Annotated in this window: 17 protein-coding genes; 14 read left to right on the forward strand and 3 right to left on the reverse strand. The window is 46.8% G+C overall.

Going from position 1 to position 16289, the window contains the following annotated elements:
• Positions 1-74: 74 nt before the first annotated feature.
• The 14 genes from DWZ61_RS09965 to DWZ61_RS10025 all read left to right on the forward strand — a co-directional run bounded on the left by DWZ61_RS09965 (position 75) and on the right by DWZ61_RS10025 (position 13635).
• Positions 75-647, forward strand: a complete 573-nt coding sequence (locus DWZ61_RS09965) for a CDP-alcohol phosphatidyltransferase family protein (RefSeq protein ID WP_005335451.1) — start codon at positions 75-77, stop codon at positions 645-647.
• Between the two features lie 830 nt (positions 648-1477).
• A complete protein-coding gene (locus tag DWZ61_RS19500) occupies positions 1478-1729 on the forward strand; it encodes a hypothetical protein (protein WP_119623498.1) in 252 nt (83 codons plus the stop codon).
• Positions 1704-2453 (forward strand): hypothetical protein, encoded by a 750-nt coding sequence (locus tag DWZ61_RS09970; protein WP_118538316.1) that lies wholly within the window; start codon positions 1704-1706, stop codon positions 2451-2453. The genes DWZ61_RS19500 and DWZ61_RS09970 overlap by 26 nt, the downstream gene beginning before the upstream one ends.
• 347 nt (positions 2454-2800) lie before the next feature.
• Positions 2801-3280 carry a sigma-70 family RNA polymerase sigma factor gene (locus DWZ61_RS09975; protein WP_022313130.1) on the forward strand — a complete coding sequence of 160 codons (480 nt, stop codon included), beginning with the start codon at positions 2801-2803 and terminating at the stop codon, positions 3278-3280.
• Positions 3281-3424: 144 nt separating this feature from the next.
• A complete protein-coding gene (locus DWZ61_RS09980; RefSeq protein WP_172594712.1) occupies positions 3425-4393 on the forward strand; it encodes an RsiV family protein in 969 nt (322 codons plus the stop codon).
• A gap of 67 nt (positions 4394-4460) precedes the next feature.
• The gene (locus DWZ61_RS09985; RefSeq protein WP_118538318.1) at positions 4461-4985 is read left to right on the forward strand and encodes an N-acetylmuramoyl-L-alanine amidase; all 525 of its coding nucleotides are present in this window, start codon (positions 4461-4463) and stop codon (positions 4983-4985) included.
• A 115-nt stretch (positions 4986-5100) separates the two neighbouring features.
• The gene (locus tag DWZ61_RS09990) at positions 5101-6021 is read left to right on the forward strand and encodes a phosphate ABC transporter substrate-binding protein (RefSeq protein WP_118538320.1); all 921 of its coding nucleotides are present in this window, start codon (positions 5101-5103) and stop codon (positions 6019-6021) included.
• 29 nt (positions 6022-6050) lie between these two features.
• Positions 6051-6989 (forward strand): phosphate ABC transporter permease subunit PstC, encoded by a 939-nt coding sequence (pstC, locus tag DWZ61_RS09995; protein ID WP_022312748.1) that lies wholly within the window; start codon positions 6051-6053, stop codon positions 6987-6989.
• Entirely contained in the window at positions 6982-7869 is an 888-nt protein-coding gene (gene pstA / locus DWZ61_RS10000; RefSeq protein WP_022312749.1) for a phosphate ABC transporter permease PstA, read from the forward strand. The genes pstC and pstA overlap by 8 nt, the downstream gene beginning before the upstream one ends.
• Positions 7870-7895: 26 nt before the next feature.
• The gene (pstB, locus tag DWZ61_RS10005) at positions 7896-8654 is read left to right on the forward strand and encodes a phosphate ABC transporter ATP-binding protein PstB (protein ID WP_022312750.1); all 759 of its coding nucleotides are present in this window, start codon (positions 7896-7898) and stop codon (positions 8652-8654) included.
• A 30-nt stretch (positions 8655-8684) separates the two neighbouring features.
• A complete protein-coding gene (phoU, locus tag DWZ61_RS10010) occupies positions 8685-9350 on the forward strand; it encodes a phosphate signaling complex protein PhoU (RefSeq protein ID WP_118538322.1) in 666 nt (221 codons plus the stop codon).
• Positions 9351-9753: 403 nt separating this feature from the next.
• Positions 9754-11574 carry a Na/Pi cotransporter family protein gene (locus DWZ61_RS10015; protein ID WP_022312752.1) on the forward strand — a complete coding sequence of 607 codons (1821 nt, stop codon included), beginning with the start codon at positions 9754-9756 and terminating at the stop codon, positions 11572-11574.
• Between the two features lie 57 nt (positions 11575-11631).
• Positions 11632-12318 (forward strand): response regulator transcription factor, encoded by a 687-nt coding sequence (locus DWZ61_RS10020; protein ID WP_118538324.1) that lies wholly within the window; start codon positions 11632-11634, stop codon positions 12316-12318.
• A gap of 6 nt (positions 12319-12324) precedes the next feature.
• Positions 12325-13635, forward strand: a complete 1311-nt coding sequence (locus tag DWZ61_RS10025) for an ATP-binding protein (RefSeq protein ID WP_118538326.1) — start codon at positions 12325-12327, stop codon at positions 13633-13635.
• Between the two features lie 52 nt (positions 13636-13687).
• On the opposite strand, the gene DWZ61_RS10030 is transcribed toward DWZ61_RS10025, so the two are convergent.
• The 3 genes from DWZ61_RS10030 to DWZ61_RS10045 all read right to left on the reverse strand — a co-directional run bounded on the left by DWZ61_RS10030 (position 13688) and on the right by DWZ61_RS10045 (position 16177).
• Complete coding sequence (locus DWZ61_RS10030; protein WP_022312756.1) at positions 13688-14395, reverse strand: hypothetical protein; 708 nt, start codon at positions 14393-14395, stop codon at positions 13688-13690.
• A gap of 251 nt (positions 14396-14646) precedes the next feature.
• On the reverse strand, positions 14647-14928 hold the full coding sequence (locus DWZ61_RS10040; protein ID WP_118504098.1) for a DUF1294 domain-containing protein: 282 nt from the start codon (positions 14926-14928) through the stop codon (positions 14647-14649).
• A 22-nt stretch (positions 14929-14950) separates the two neighbouring features.
• Positions 14951-16177: an argininosuccinate synthase gene (locus DWZ61_RS10045; RefSeq protein WP_022153415.1), complete on the reverse strand. Its 1227-nt coding sequence runs from the start codon at positions 16175-16177 to the stop codon at positions 14951-14953.
• Positions 16178-16289: the final 112 nt, after the last annotated feature.

Raw genomic sequence — 16289 nt, forward strand, 5'->3', positions numbered from 1 at the left:
TGTGTTTGCTTTAGCATTTTGTGTTATATTTTATTGGTTTATGTCTAAAAAAAAGGAAAGTGAGGTGACCGTACATGCAGAGTGAAGTGAATCAGGAAGAAAATTTGAATAGAATTATTACGGTTCCTAATCTTCTTTCTTTTTTTCGGCTTTGTCTGATTCCGGTAATTATATGGAGTTATTGTGTAAAGAAAAATCCTCTGTTAGCTGGTGAAATCTTATTGCTGTCTGGTCTTACGGATCTTGCTGATGGATATATCGCAAGAAGATTCCATAGAATTAGTAATTTAGGAAAAATACTTGATCCGGTGGCTGATAAGCTGACACAGGCAGCGATGTTAATCTGTCTGTTTACTCGTTTTCCGCATGTGCTTCTTTTAATCGTAATAATGGCAGGTAAGGAGCTGTATATGGTAGTCAGTGGATGTCTTGTGATACGAAAGACGGGAAAAGTACATGGTGCAGACTGGCATGGAAAGATAGTAACCTTTTTATTATATGGAACTGCAGCGGTGCATATTATATGGTTCCACATTACACCGATGGTATCAGATCTGTTGATTGGTTTGTGCGCTATAATGATGGTCATATCGGTCGCTCTGTATATTATCCAGAATACCAGGACTCTTAAGGGAGAGACTGTATAAGCAATTTTATATTGCAATGACTAGAAAAATATTTAGGAGAATATTGATGAGATAAAGAAGGATAAAAACTTAACCTGGATAGAATCAGAACAGATAATTTTTGCATGGCTGGATAAAGACAATCAGGTTACTCCGTTAACGGACGAGCAATTAAATCCGGTATGGAAAATACTAAATTACGAAACAGGGAAATATGAATCTGTTCAGAAACACTTCCGAGTATTTGAAGTGTAGAAGTTTTGTGATACAAAGTGTAAACGTAAGAAAAAATAATACATTTGCGGTCAATTTGTTATCGACAGTTGACCGCAAGCACGGTATAATAGACATAGATCTAATAAGAAAACCAAATAATCATTACTGTAAAATGTCAGGTAATGGTAGTCATCATTTATAATTGGAAGGAACAGGTTGGCTTTACCCTAATGGTGGAAAATCCACCATTTTTCCACCCAAACTGTAATTCCTCAGATGAAAACAGGTTTTCTTATCTTTTCTGAAATTGACAGAAAAAGCAGTAAAATCAAGGCTTTGAATGACTTTGATTGACGTAGAATGCAAGCTGTTTTCTGTACCAGGATGAACTCCTAAGACTCTATTGTAGGTTCGATTCCTATAGGGAACGCTCTATTTTAAGCGGTAATGAGAGAAAAATCATTGCCGTTTTTTTGTTGTTTTTCTGCTAACAGCAAATCAAAAAATGAGCATTTTTGCTAACAGAAAATGCAAATTGCTAACAGTAAAATTATTGTAGATTTGCTAACAGGAATGAAAAGCTATAATGCAGCTGGTGTAAAAGGTTGTAAATTCTTGTAGCTAACAAAAGGGTGATGATAAAAAATATTTCTGCTTGGAAAATATCAAGCCTGAATGAGTATTCCGTTCAGATTAGATTAGGTTCTAATCTGGTCGGATCTTTTTATTTCAGGAAGAAGGAGGATGCCTATGGCAGAAAAAGTGGATCAGATCAGGCAGTATTTACACCTAATGACGCAAACAACTACAATACCGTAACTAGAACAATAACTGTTAAAGTAACTAAAGCAACACCGGTAATTGCAGAGAAAAGGAGATTCAATTAAGCCATACATCAAGGACGACAGCGGCAAGGAAGGCTGGGATGTTATCAAGCCACAGCTTGAAGAAGCTAAGGCAGGCGATACGGTAACGGTTGCAATGAACGGAACAACTGTAGTACCGAAAGATGTAATTGACAGTATCAAGGGCAAAGATACAACACTTGTTCTGGATATGGGAAATGGTCTTTCCTGGAAGATTTATGGAAAGGATATTACTGATGCAGCTGGAGATATTGATTTTGATGTGACAGTCGGAGCCGACGCCGGAAAATCCATTCCTGTGGATGTGATCAATAACGTGACCGGGGAACATTCTTCCTTGAATCTGACTCTTGCTTATGACGGAGAGTTTGGATTTGCAGCCACACTGACCGTCAACATGGAATCAAAGAATGCAGGACTGTATGCGAACCTGTTCTACTACAATGAACAGACCGGAGAACTGGAATTTATCAGCGCCGGACAGATTGATCCGGATGGAAATGTGGAACTTGTATTTACCCATGCATCAGATTACACGATTGTTGTTGATGCCAAGATTATGAGTGATAACGGTCAGGCAGACAACAAATCTGATGAAACCATTCCTGCACCTAAGACAGATGACAGCACTTCAAAATATGCATGGAATAATACGATAATCATTATTATAGGTATCTGTATTATACTGAATGTTTTTGGAGCTGTATTCTATGTAAGAAAAAAGAGTGGTTCTGAGGAAGAATAAGTATCTGACATAGTAATTGAATAAAAGTGGGAATGTGGGAGCGTACTGGCAAAGGGTGTAACAGTATAAACATGAAAAGCGGTGTATGTCTTGATGAAGAGACGTATGCCGCTTATTTGCGTCAAAAATGATAGAAAACTAAAAGAAAAAAAGAAAAAAGAAAAAAACTAAAGAAAAAAAGAAACTAAAAGAAAAAAGAAAAAAAACCTCAGTCTGGAATATTTTTTGTCGGTGAAACTTTTTGCGGGAATACAGCGTCAAAATCGTAGAATATATCAAAAGAATATGTGTTACAATAAATACCGAAAAATAATTGCATGCAGTTTTCAAAAGTGAGGAAAGGATATATGTCGGACAGAAAAAAAGAACAGGCGGTGGAGCGTGCCCTGACGGAAGGGTATGAGAAGTATTACCGTCTTGCTTATAGTTATGTACATAATGAAGCGGACGCGCTGGATATTGTACAGGAAGCAGCCTATAAAGCTATTTTAAAAAGTGACAGCCTGAAGGAGCCGCAATACGTGGAGACCTGGGTGTACCGGATCGTGATCAACGAGGCGTGCAGCTTCCTGCGCAGCCGGAAGGAGAGCGTGGATGTGGAGGAGATCCAGGCGGCAAGTGAAGATATCTATGAAAATATTGATTTAAAGCGCGCAATAGAAAATCTTGACCCAAAGGATCGTGCCATCGTAGTCCTACGATTTTTTGAGGACAGGCAGCTGGAGGAGATCGCGAAGATCCTGGATGAGAACCTGAGTACGGTAAAGAGCAGGCTGTACCGGGTGATGAAAAAACTGCGGCTGAACCTCGAGGGCAGCATGGGCTGAGCAATCCGTAGTCAAAGTCGTGGGATTTTGCCCCGACATCATATATAGGCAGGACATAAGACAGATACAGACAAAGAGATATAGGAAGATATAGGAAGAGATAACATGACCGGTCCGAACCGACCGGGCAGATGGAGAATAGATATGACAGAACAGGAACAGTTGAGACAATTAAAAGAGGAGTATGAGAATATGATAATACCCGAAGCGGGACGGGAACGGCTGCAGGCAGGTATCGACAGAGCCCGGATGGAGAAAAAAAGAGTAGAGCACGCCAGAAGGCGTTCTGCATGGACAGCAGTGGCGGCTGCAGCAGTCGTGATGATCGCACTGCCAAATACCAATATACAGATAGCCCATGCCATGGAAAATATTCCGTTGCTGGGTGGCTTTTTTAGGCTGGTAACAGTGCGGCAGTACAATTACAGTGACGAGAACCATGATGCTGAAGTAGAACTTGCACAGATCAACTATGGAGAAGACGCAGGAGAAGGTGCTTCCGTTGGAGAAGTGGCAGCCACTCCTAAGGGCACAGCAGCCGGAAGTGTGGAAGGTGTCGGACAGGAGGCTGCGGTAGCAAATCTGTCGGAAGACGGTGTGGAAGCGGTCAACCAGGATATGGAGGCTACGGTAGAGGAACTGATCCGTCAGTTCGAGGATACCTTATCCGAGGAAGGATACCATGGTCTGCATGTGTCCCAGGAGGTCGTTACGGACAATGAGAGGTATTACACCGTAAAATTAAGCGTGTTGGAGACGGAAGCCAGCGGCTACGAGAATAATCAGTTTTATACGATTGATAAACAGACGGGAAATGTGGTGACACTGGAAGATCTGTTTGTGGAAGGGAGCGACTATATTTCCGCGATCAGCGAGAACATTAAGACCCAGATGCAGGAGCAGATGGCGGCGGACGAAGGCGTGATCTATTTCCTGGATAATGACGATATGCCGGAATTCAATTTTCAGGGGATCACGGAGCAGACGAACTTCTATTTTAATGAAAAAGACGAACTGGTCATTGCCTTTGACGAATACGAAGTGGCTCCCGGTTCTATGGGAGCACCGGAATTTGTGATTCCGCAGGAAGTGACGGCAGCAATTTTAAAGTAAGCAAAAAATATCTAAATGGGGAAACTCCCGCATATCATGAAACAAAAGGATATGCGGGAGTTTTTTTATGTCATTGATTGTATTGGATGCGGGGCATGGTGGTGCGAACCCCGGGGCCACCTATAATGGAAGAAAAGAAAGTGAGGATGCGCTGGCACTGACACTGGCGGTGGGAAGCATCTTAGAAGAAAACGGAGTGGATGTGTATTACACCCGGACCACAGATATCTATGAGTCCCCCTATCAGAAGGCACAGGAGGGAAATGAGGTGGGAGGAGATTATTTTGTCTCGATCCATCGCAATTCCAGTCCTTATCCGAACCAGTACAGTGGAGTGGAGAGTTTAGTCTACAACCGCTATGGAGCGGCAGCCAGGATGGCGTACAACATCAATGCCGGACTGGAGCAGGTGGGGTTCGTAAATCTGGGAGTGAATGAAAGACCGAATCTGGTGGTGCTCAACAGCACAAATATGCCGGCTGTGCTGATAGAAGTGGGATTTATCAATACGGATGCGGACAACGAACTCTTTGACAGCCGGTTTGACGAGATCGCCCGGGCTATTGCCGACGGCATTCTGGAGAGCATCTGATTTTACCTAATTCTTACAAATAAATTACCGGACTGTGATATTATGTGAATTTCCCCCATGTTAGTATGATTGCGTAATCAAGAGAAAGAAAAACAAAAACATGGAGGACATTATTATGAGAGTAAGACACAGCAAATTATTAGCTCTGATCGGAGCAGGAATATTAGCAGTAACCGCATTGGTTGCATGCGGTAACGGTGATGCAGCCACAGCACAGCCTTCCGCAGTAGAGAGCAGCGCAGCAGAAAGCACTGTGGCAGAGAGCAGCGCAGCAGCACCTGCTGAGACCACCACAGATCTGTCCGGCAGCATTTCCATGGTAGGAAGTACTTCTATGGAGAAATTAGCCAATGCACTGAGCGAAGCTTTCATGGAAGAACATCCTGATGTAACTGTAACCGCTGAATTCGTAGGATCCGGTGCGGGTATTGAAGCTGTTACCAACGGAACCACAGATATCGGTAACTCTTCCAGAAGCTTAAAGGATGAGGAAAAGGCAGCAGGCGTTGTAGAGAACGTAGTAGCTATCGATGGTATTGCAGTATGTGTAGACCCTGCTAACGAAGTAGCAGATCTGACCAAAGAGCAGTTGACCAACATTTACAATGGCACAGTTACCAACTGGAAAGAAGTTGGCGGTGCAGATGAGCCTATCATCGTGATCGGTCGTGAGGCAGGTTCCGGTACCAGAGGCGCGTTCGAAGAGCTGGTTGATCTGGTAGACGGCTGCAAATATGCAAACGAACTGGATAGCACCGGTGCTGTGATCGCAAAAGTGGCATCTACTCCCGGAGCTATCGGATACGCTTCCCTGGATGCACTGGATGACAGTGTTAAGGCACTTTCCCTGGAAGGTGTAGAAGCTACCGCAGAGAATATCAAGGCCGGTAACTATTTCCTGAGCAGACCCTTCGTAATGGCTACCAAGGGTGAGATCTCCGAGCAGAACGATCTGGTACAGGCATGGTTCGATTTTGTACTGGGTGACGAAGGACAGCAGGTTGCTTCCGAAGTTGGTCTGATCACAGTAAAATAATAGCCCGACACAGAAAAAGGAAAAAAGCGATGAATAGTGGAACACACGCTTCCGTAATGGGAAACAGAAAAAATAGAGCGGTCGTTGAAACTGTGGCACAAATAGTATTTACCATTTGTGCCTTCTTCGCCGTACTGGCGGTAGTTTCTATCACCTTATATATGATCATCAGCGGTACCCCCGCTATTATGAAAGTAGGTCTGGGAGAGATCCTGTTCGGCACGGAATGGATGCCAACGGCGGCAGATCCGAAATTCGGTATTCTGTGGGTTATCCTGACTTCCATCGTCGGTACGACGCTGGCTATCCTGCTTGGTGTGCCCATCGGCGTGCTGACGGCAGTATTCCTGGCAGAGGTGGCACCCAGACCCTTAGCTGCCATTGTAAAGCCTGCGGTAGAGCTGTTAGCTGGCATCCCTTCCGTTATCTACGGACTGTTAGGAATCTACTTACTGAATCCTCTCATGTATAAATTAGAAAGACTGATCTTCCAGGGATCCACGACACACCAGTTCACCGGCGGTGCAAACCTGCTGTCAGCCGTGATCGTACTGGCGATCATGATCCTGCCCACTGTGATCAATATCAGTGAGACTTCCATCCGGGCGGTTCCTGCAGGAATCAAATCCTCCTCTCTGGCCCTGGGAGCCTCCCATGTACAGACTATTTTCCGCTCCATCCTTCCGGCAGCAAAATCCGGTATCGTGACGGCTATCGTTCTGGGAGTGGGACGTGCCATCGGCGAGGCTATGGCGATCACACTGGTATCCGGTAGCAGCGTCAATGTGCCGTTGCCATTTAACTCCGTGCGATTCCTGACCACAGCTATTGTCAGCGAGATGGGATATTCTTCCGGACTGCACAGACAGGTGCTGTTCACCATCGGACTGGTGCTGTTTGTATTTATTATGATCATCAATATCGTATTGAATAAAATACTGAAAAAGGGGGCGGATGACAATGAATAAGGACACCTTATATGTAAAAAGAAAACGCCCCACAGACATGCTTTTGCTGGCAGCCATTTATGTCTCTGCCACACTGGCGGTGGCACTTTTACTGGGAATTATCCTGTATGTCTTCGTAAAGGGCATCCGCACCGTTAACTGGGCATTTTTAACGACGGTGACCAGTGCCAGAAAGCAGACCACCGGTATTGCGGGCAACCTGTTGAATACCCTGTACATCATCGTGATCACTCTGTTGATCGCGACCCCCATCGGCGTGGGAAGTGCCATTTATCTGAATGAATATGCAAAACCCGGCAAGCTGGTCTCCATCATTGAGTTCACCACGGAGACACTGTCCGGTATTCCTTCTATTATTTTCGGCCTGTTCGGTATGATCTTTTTCGGAGAGACTTTGGGCTTCGGCTATTCACTGCTCACCGGTTCCTTTACCCTGACATTGATGGTACTGCCCCTGATCACAAGAAATACGCAGGAAGCATTGCGCACCGTGCCGGACAGTTATCGTACCGGTGCGTTGGGAATGGGATCCACGAAATGGCATATGATCCGGACGATCCTTCTGCCGTCTTCCATGCCAGGTATCGTCACCGGTATCATTCTGGCACTGGGACGTATCGTGGGAGAGTCTGCGGCTCTGTTGTTCACTGCGGGAAGCGACTACAAGCTGCCGAAGTTCACCGGAGTTTTCGGAGACAATCTGGCAAAGCTGGCTCACAAGGCCATGGAGTCTGGTGGTACTCTGACCATCGAATTGTATTTACAGATGCAGAAGGGACAGTATGATAATGCTTTCGGTATCGGTTGTGTTCTGATCATTATCGTATTGATCCTGAACCTCCTGACCAAGCTGGCGGCGAATAAGCTGAGACGAGAGTAAGAGAAATCACAAGAAGGAGAAAATATATGGCTAACAGTAAAATATCCGTGGAAAACTTAAATCTCCATTATGGAGAGAACCACGCACTGAAAGATGTAAATATGGAGATCGCAGACCACGCCATTACCGCATTTATCGGTCCCAGCGGCTGCGGCAAATCTACTTTTCTACGTTGCCTGAACCGGATGAATGACCTGGTGGACGGCTGCAGAGTCGAAGGAAAAGTAATTCTGGATGGAGAGGACATTTACGATAAGCGGGTGGATACCACATTGCTTCGTAAAAAGGTCGGCATGGTATTCCAGCAGCCCAACCCTTTTCCCATGTCCATTTATGACAACATCGCCTACGGTCCCAGACTGCACGGCATCAAGAATAAAAAGGAACTGGATGAAATCGTGGAGCGTTCTCTGCAGGGTGCCGCTATCTTTGAAGAGGTAAAGGATCGCCTGCACAAATCCGCGTTGGGACTGTCCGGTGGACAGCAGCAGAGACTGTGTATTGCCAGAGCACTGGCAGTATCTCCGGAGGTACTTTTGATGGATGAACCCACCTCCGCACTGGACCCGATCTCCACGCTAAAGATCGAGGAACTGATGGAGACACTGAAGAAAAAATACACCGTGGTCATCGTAACCCACAATATGCAGCAGGCAGCCCGTGTGTCGGATGACACCGCATTTTTCCTGGTAGGGGAAGTCATAGAGAAAAATGCAACCTCCGAGATCTTTGCAAGACCTCAGGACAAACGGACAGAAGACTACATCACCGGACGGTTTGGATGATTTTGGATGAGAAGATAGGAGGAATGGGAGATGTCACCCAGAGTATTATTTGAACAGGATCTTGAGACTTTGAAAAATAAAGTATCTGAGATGGGAGAGCATGCGGAGATCAGTTATGACCGTATGGCGTATGGAATTCGTGAGAACAAAGAAGACATTCTGAAGACGCTGTTGAATACAGATCATACCATGGTGGATATGCAGCGAAGTATGGAAGCTATGTGTCTGAGCCTGCTGACCAGACAGCAGCCGGTGGCCAGAGATATGCGTCTGGTATCCGCAGCGCTGAAAGTGGTACCGGATATTGAACGGATCGGAGACCATGTGGCAGATATTGTGGAACTGTACCTGCGTATGGGCAACATGAATCCCGAAGGAAAACAGGAACATCTGTTGCTGGAGATGATGGAAGAAGCCAAGGAGATGATCCACAATTCGGTGGAGGCATTTGTGGAAGGTGATGAGGCAAATGCAAGAAAAGTAGTAGAACATGATGATGTGGTAGATGATCTCTTCAACGAAGTCAAAACGGGAATGATGCAGGCTATCAGAGAGCAGAGCCTGGATGCGGATCGTGTGGTGGATTATCTGATGATGGCAAAGTATTTGGAAAAAGTGGGCGACCATGCGGTAAATATCGCAGAGTGGGCCATCTTCCGCATGACCGGAGATATGGAAGGTGCGAGATTGTATTAGGATTCGATAATCTCGGTAATGATGCAGAGCCCCAATTCGCAAAACTGCTCCTGCGGAGCGTTCCTTTTGCTCATTGAGGCTTGCTCGCCAAAGAACTATTGCCATATGCTCTTACGAATGCTAGCATCTGATAATCCCAGTAACGATGCAGAGCCCCAATTCGCAAAACTGCTCCTGCGGAGCGTTCCTTTTGCTCATTGAGGCTTGCTCGCCAAAGAACTATTGTCATATGCTCTTACGAATGCTAGCATTCGACGAGCATCCGGCAAGGTTCATGGCTCTGCATCGTTACAACTTTACATAAATTTTACATTCACTGGTAACGAATTTTACATAAGCAAGATAAAGTGTAGATAGAAACCAAAAATGTAAAGTATGTTATGTAAAATGAGAGGATTAGAGTATGAGCTTTTTTGATTTACTGAAGATGGTAGGAGGACTTGCATTATTCCTGTATGGAATGAATCTGTTGGGTGACGGACTGTCCCGGGCATCTGGCGGACGATTAGAACGCATTCTGGAGAAACTGACCAACAACCCGTTAAAGGCAGTGCTCATGGGTGCGGTGGTCACCGGTGTGATCCAGTCCTCCTCCGCTACCACTGTTATGGTAGTCGGATTTGTCAATTCCGGTATTATGAGTCTGAAACAGGCAGTAGGTATCATCATGGGTGCCAACATCGGTACCACGGTGACCTCCTGGATCTTAAGTCTGACGGGCATTGAGAGCGATGCTTTCTGGATCCGTATGCTCAAGCCCAGTTCTTTTTCGCCGATTCTGGCAATCGTGGGTGTGGGTATTTTACTGTTTTCCCATAAAGACAAATTAAAAAATGCGGCAACCATCCTGGTGGGCTTTGCAATTCTGATGTTTGGCATGGATTCCATGAGCGCAGCAGTTTCACCGCTGGCAGAGGTACCGGAGTTTACCAATCTGCTGATCGAGTTCCAAAATCCCGTATTCGGTGTGCTGGCAGGACTCATTCTCACAGCGGTGATCCAGTCTTCTTCCGCATCCGTAGGTATTTTGCAGGCACTGTGCATGACTGGAGCGGTAAGCTTTGGCGCAGCAGTTCCCATTATCATGGGACAGAATATCGGTACCTGTGTTACCGCCATGATCTCCGGTATCGGTGCTTCCCGCAATGCAAAACGTGCGGCTCTGATTCATCTGTATTTTAATATTATCGGAACGATCCTGTTCCTTGGAGTGTTCTATACGGTCAATGCCATTCATCCATTTGCTTTTCTGGGAGAAGTGGCAACACCTTTTGGAATCGCAGTAGTTCACAGCTGCTTCAATATCGCGGCTACGCTGGTATTGCTTCCCTTCTCCAATGGTCTGGTGAAGCTGGCCTGCCTGACGCTGCCGACCCATGAGGACGTGAAGGAAATGTCCGAGACAGACAAGACTTTAAGCTTACTGGATGTACGTTTCCTGGAGAAGCCTGCCTATGCCGTAGAGCAGAGCAGACTGGTGGCTTCTGTGATGGCGGATAAGTCCAGGGAAGCCATGGATCTGGCTATGGAGCTGCTGCATAATTTCGATGAGGCGAAAGCAGAGCAGGTGGCACAGATGGAGACGGATGTGGACCGCTTCGAGGATGAACTGGGAACCTATCTGGTGAAATTGAGTTCCAAACAGCTTTCCAATAAGGATAGTGAGACTTTAAATACGATTCTGCACTGCATCGGCGATTTTGAGAGAATTTCCGATCATGCCCGCAACATCAAGGAAGCGGCACAGGAGATGCATGACAAGCAGCTGGTATTCTCCGAGAAGGCGCAGGAGGAACTGAAGGTATTCGAGAGAGCGGTACACGATGTGCTGGATCTTACCATGACCAGTTTTAAGAACGGAGATCTGAATCTGGCAAGACAGGTGGAGCCGTTGGAGGAAGTCATCGATGGACTGAGCCTGGATGTGAAGCAGCGCCATGTACGCAGACTCCGTAAGGGAAAATGTACCATTGAACTGGGCTTCATCTTATCCGATGTCATTACGAACTTTGAGCGTGTCAGCGACCACTGCTCCAATATTGCAGTCTGTCTGGTACAGGTGAATGAGGATGAATTCGATACCCACGCTTACCTGGATGAACTGCGCCAGGAAGATAACAAGGACTTCCAGAGCAAAGTGCTGGCATGCCGTGAGAAATACCAGTTACCGCCCACAAAGCAGGAACGTCTTGCGGAAAAGAATGCAAAACTGCTTGCGGAGTGAGGATTTACCGAGGTATAGTTAAGAAGAGAAAGCACAGTCAGAGAGGAGTGCTGTGAGATGGCTTTGATCTATGTAGTAGAGGATGACAAAAATATTCAGGAGATCGAGACCTTTGCCCTGGCCAATGTGGGCTATGATGTAAAAGGTTTTGATTCCGCCATGGATTTCTATGAGGCGCTGAATGATACCACACCGGATCTGATTTTATTAGACATCATGCTGCCGGACGAGGATGGTCTGAGCATTGTGAAAAAGCTGCGTACCAGACAGGACACGGTGCTGGTGCCGGTGATCATGGTCACGGCGAAGACCACGGAGATCGACAAGGTCAAGGGACTGGATCTGGGGGCAGATGATTATATTACGAAGCCCTTCGGTGTCATGGAACTGATTTCCCGGGTAAAGGCAATGCTCAGGAGAAGTCAGAAGAGTCAGGAAAAAGATAAGGTGCTGAAGCTGGGGAACATTGTGCTGGACCGAGAGAAACATTCTGTCACGGTAGGCAAGGAGCCTGTGGAGTTGACCTACAAAGAATATGAGCTGTTAAAGCTTCTGATGACCAATGCGGGCATTGTGACCACCAGAGAACTGATCCTGGACCGCGTCTGGGGAATCGATTTTGAGGGAGAATCCCGGACGTTGGACATGCATATCAAGACGCTGCGGCAGAAACTGAAGGAAGAGGGCAGTCTGATCAAGACCGTGCGTAATGTGGGATACATTATGAACGGCGAGAAAGCGTAACAGAAGATGAAGAAAAAGATTAACAAAATGATGATCCTCATTGCCACGGTAACGATTTTGCTTACCATGGTACTGATCACAGTCGTGTATTATGATCTGTTCCGCAGACAGGTGCTGGAGGATCTGAAAAGCTATGGTTCCCTGTTAAAAAGCTGTTCTTCGGTAGAAGAGATCAAGGAAAACGGAGTGCCGGTGGAATCGGATCTGCGATTGACGCTGATCGGCAGTGACGGACAGGTATTGTATGATAATGAGGCAGATTCTGTGGCCATGGGGAATCACGCTTCCCGTCCGGAGATCCAGGAAGCCATGCGGGACGGCGAAGGTGAAGCAGTCCGGAATTCCGAGACCTTGTCCCAGTCCACCTTTTATTATGCCATCCGTCTGGAAGATGGCAGCATCCTGCGACTGTCCAAGGATGCCAGAAGCATTTACAGCATTTTCAGTCAGGCGCTGCCCATGATGGTGGGGATCTTTGTGGTGCTGCTGGTGCTGTGCATGGTGGCGGCCAGAGTGCTGACCACGAAGCTGGTGGCTCCCATTGAGAAACTGGCACAGAATATCGGGGAATGTACAGAGATGCAGACCTATGAGGAACTGACACCGTTCATGACCATGATCCGCAAACAGCATGAGGACATTATGAAAAATGCCAGAATGCGGCAGGAATTCAGTGCAAATGTGTCTCATGAACTGAAGACCCCGTTGACATCCATTTCTGGCTATGCGGAGCTGATCGAGACCGGCATGGCTTCGGAGCAGGATACGGTGCGTTTCGCCCACGGAATTCACAACAGTGCCAACCGCCTGCTGACATTGATCAACGATATTATCCGGCTGTCGGAGCTGGACGGAACGGAAGAGGAAGCGGATACGGAGCTTTTGAATCTTCATGAAATGGCGCAGAGTTGTGTGGAAATGCTGGAAATGAGTGCGGAGAAGCACAATGTGACCATAGCGCTGAACGGCACGGAATGCTATGTGACAGCCAATCGTCAGATGATGGAAGAACTTTTATATAATCTGTGTGATAACGCGATCCGGTATAACAATCCGGGAGGAAGTGTGGATGTACAGACCTACTCCAGAGAAGGACATACCAATCTCGTGGTAAAAGACACCGGCATCGGCATCTCCAAGGAGCATCAGGAGAGGATCTTCGAACGCTTCTACCGCGTGGACAAGAGCCGTTCCAAATCTACCGGCGGCACGGGACTGGGCCTTGCTATCGTAAAACATATCATCGCCAAGAGCCACGCTGAACTGGAACTGGAAAGTGAACCCGGAAAAGGAACGACGATACGGGTGATTTTCTGAGAACTTCGAGTTCAAATTTTCTAAGACTTCATTCGAGAGAGTGGAGTCTTTTTTACGCATGATATTCCGCCAGCAGCTGTTTCGCATAAGCAACACAGTCTCTGTGCAGAGCAAATTTTTTGCCATCGCACATGATGACTTTGCGGAAGCCCAGCTTCTCCATGTATCTGCCGTTAAGGATCGTCTTGACGGTGGGAGCGAAGAAGGTAGGGTGATTCTCTATCTGAGAGAACAAATTGATAGCGGTGGTGGCTACTTTTACGGTGCGGCCGTCCTTCAGGGTGACGATGACATTCCGGCCTTCTTCTTCGGCGTAGAGGATGTCCGGTTCGGTGACATAGACGGTATCTTCATCCTCTCGAAGCTCTATGAGAGGAACTGCCTTAGACATAATATCCAGAGCATGGTCAATACTCTGTCCCAGTTCCGCTACTTTGATGGGCTTGTCCAGAAAAATAACATTTTCCGGATAGGTCTGTTCCCTGTAATTGATCTTGGAACAGCACAGCACGATGGGTGCGTTGACCCCCTGGGCAATCAGCGCATTTGCCACTTCTGTACCGGTGATGCCTTCCGTCAGACACATATCAATATAGAAGGCATCGTATTGCATGGGATTGGACAGCAGTGAGGTAGAATTACCGAAAGAATCGGTATAAATGATACCCGTAGACGCTGCTCTTTTGTCGGATTCCCGCTTTAACAGACGCTCCAGCTGCTTTCTGTCGGCTACATTATCATCACACACTGCTATATGCATATCGATACCTCCCGGACTTTATCTCATATAAAGATGCCAGGGTCAAAAGGTCTAAGCCCACATGAGCTTGCTCATAGGTGGGTGAAAGCCCTTAGGACCCGCCCCGATATGAGCATAAAAGTGGGATGATAATCCCACGATATGCGAATATTGGGTAGGATTGTGGGAGTGCGTAGCACGGAACAATCCGTAGGCATCAAAGTCGGGGGCTTTTGACCCCGACATCTTATAAAAGAAGTATAGCATATTTCCTATTTGAATAAAAGGGCAAAAAGCAGTACCTGTACCACCAGGATCGCCGGCATTCCGTACTTGAAATACCAGTGCTTCGTCTTATGACGGAAGTGCTGCATACCCAGAATACATCCCAGACTGCCACCCAAAAGCGCCGTGAAAAAAAGAGAAGCCTCCGAGATGCGCCAGGCACCCCGGATGGCTCTTTTTTTATCGACACCCATGATCACATATCCCACAACATTGATGATCACCAGATACAGGATCACCACAGTAATTATAGTCTGTGCAGTTATCATAGACACCTCATTATTTTAATTCTTAGTTACCAAGTTTCTTCTCGTTCTCCTGTAACTTCATGGCACGAACCTTCAGAGACAGACCGAACAGATTGATGAAGCCTTCTGCATCGTGATGGTCGTACAGATCACCGGTGGTGAAGGAAGCCAGGTTCTCATTGTACAGAGAGTAAGGAGAAGTGGTTCCGGCCTTGATGATGTTGCCCTTGTAGAGCTTGAACTTTACTTCACCGGTCACATATTCCTGGGTTTTCTCGATGAATGCCTGCTCTGCCTCACGAAGAGGAGTGAACCATTTGCCTTCGTATACCAGACTGGCGAATTTCGCACCCATTTCCTTCTCGAATGCATAGGTATCGCGATCCAGGATCAGCTCTTCCAGCTGCTGGTGAGCCTCCATCAGGATGGTACCGCCGGGAGTCTCATAGACACCACGGGACTTCATGCCAACGACACGGTTCTCTACGATATCTACGATACCGATACCGTGCTTGCCGCCCAGCTTGTTCAGGGTACGGATGATATCGGAGACCTTCATCTTCTCACCGTTAACGGAAGTGGGAACACCCTTTTCAAAGGTCATGGTCACATATTCACCCTCATCGGGAGCCTTCTCGGGAGTCACACCAAGTACCAGCAGATGCTCGTAGTTAGGCTCGTTGCCGGGATCTTCCAGTTCCAGACCTTCGTGGCTGATGTGCCAGATATTACGGTCACGGCTGTAGGAAGAATCGGTGGAGAAAGGAAGATGAATGCCATGAGCCTTGCAGTATTCGATCTCGGATTCCCGGGAGTCCATGTTCCATTTGTCGCTTCTCCAGGGAGCGATGATCTTGATATCGGGAGCCAGAGCCTTGATGCCCAGCTCGAAACGGATCTGGTCGTTACCTTTACCGGTTGCACCGTGGCAGATGGCTACAGCGCCTTCTTTTCTGGCAATCTCTACCAGTTTCTTGGCGATCAGGGGTCTTGCCATGGAAGTACCTAACAGATACTTGTTCTCGTATACGGCATGAGCCTGTACACAGGGAACAATATAATCATCACAGAATTCATCGATAACGTCTTCAATATACAGCTTGGAAGCGCCGCAAGCCTTTGCTCTCTCTTCCAGACCGTCCAGCTCCTCTGCCTGTCCGCAGTTTACGCAGACGCAGATAACTTCATAGTCAAAATTCTCCTTCAGCCAGGGAATGATAGCGGTAGTATCCAGACCGCCGGAATAAGCCAAAACTACTTTTTCCTTCATGATAAAATCCTCCGTTTTATAGTGTGTATGATGCCAGGGGCAAAAGCCCTGAAAATGCGATGTGCAAAGCACGAAGCAATCTGTAAGTATCAGATGCCAGGATCGTGTGTTA

It is taken from the genome of Clostridium sp. AF34-10BH (genome assembly GCF_003478095.1).
GTDB classification, from domain to species: Bacteria; Bacillota; Clostridia; order Lachnospirales; family Lachnospiraceae; genus Acetatifactor; species Acetatifactor acetigignens.

Bases quoted from the DNA above. Each gene is read 5' to 3' on its own strand.
- DWZ61_RS10045 (WP_022153415.1), bottom strand. From the start codon at position 16,177: ATGAAGGAAAAAGTAGTTTTGGCTTATTCCGGCGGTCTGGATACTACC.
- pstA (WP_022312749.1), top strand. From the start codon at position 6,982: ATGAATAAGGACACCTTATATGTAAAAAGAAAACGCCCCACAGACATG.
- DWZ61_RS10030 (WP_022312756.1), bottom strand. From the start codon at position 14,395: ATGCATATAGCAGTGTGTGATGATAATGTAGCCGACAGAAAGCAGCTG.
- DWZ61_RS09980 (WP_172594712.1), top strand. From the start codon at position 3,425: ATGACAGAACAGGAACAGTTGAGACAATTAAAAGAGGAGTATGAGAAT.
- phoU (WP_118538322.1), top strand. From the start codon at position 8,685: ATGTCACCCAGAGTATTATTTGAACAGGATCTTGAGACTTTGAAAAAT.
- pstC (WP_022312748.1), top strand. From the start codon at position 6,051: ATGAATAGTGGAACACACGCTTCCGTAATGGGAAACAGAAAAAATAGA.
- DWZ61_RS09965 (WP_005335451.1), top strand. From the start codon at position 75: ATGCAGAGTGAAGTGAATCAGGAAGAAAATTTGAATAGAATTATTACG.
- DWZ61_RS09990 (WP_118538320.1), top strand. From the start codon at position 5,101: ATGAGAGTAAGACACAGCAAATTATTAGCTCTGATCGGAGCAGGAATA.
- DWZ61_RS10015 (WP_022312752.1), top strand. From the start codon at position 9,754: ATGAGCTTTTTTGATTTACTGAAGATGGTAGGAGGACTTGCATTATTC.
- DWZ61_RS10040 (WP_118504098.1), bottom strand. From the start codon at position 14,928: ATGATAACTGCACAGACTATAATTACTGTGGTGATCCTGTATCTGGTG.
- DWZ61_RS19500 (WP_119623498.1), top strand. From the start codon at position 1,478: ATGATAAAAAATATTTCTGCTTGGAAAATATCAAGCCTGAATGAGTAT.
- DWZ61_RS10020 (WP_118538324.1), top strand. From the start codon at position 11,632: ATGGCTTTGATCTATGTAGTAGAGGATGACAAAAATATTCAGGAGATC.
- DWZ61_RS09985 (WP_118538318.1), top strand. From the start codon at position 4,461: ATGTCATTGATTGTATTGGATGCGGGGCATGGTGGTGCGAACCCCGGG.
- DWZ61_RS09975 (WP_022313130.1), top strand. From the start codon at position 2,801: ATGTCGGACAGAAAAAAAGAACAGGCGGTGGAGCGTGCCCTGACGGAA.
- DWZ61_RS10025 (WP_118538326.1), top strand. From the start codon at position 12,325: ATGAAGAAAAAGATTAACAAAATGATGATCCTCATTGCCACGGTAACG.
- pstB (WP_022312750.1), top strand. From the start codon at position 7,896: ATGGCTAACAGTAAAATATCCGTGGAAAACTTAAATCTCCATTATGGA.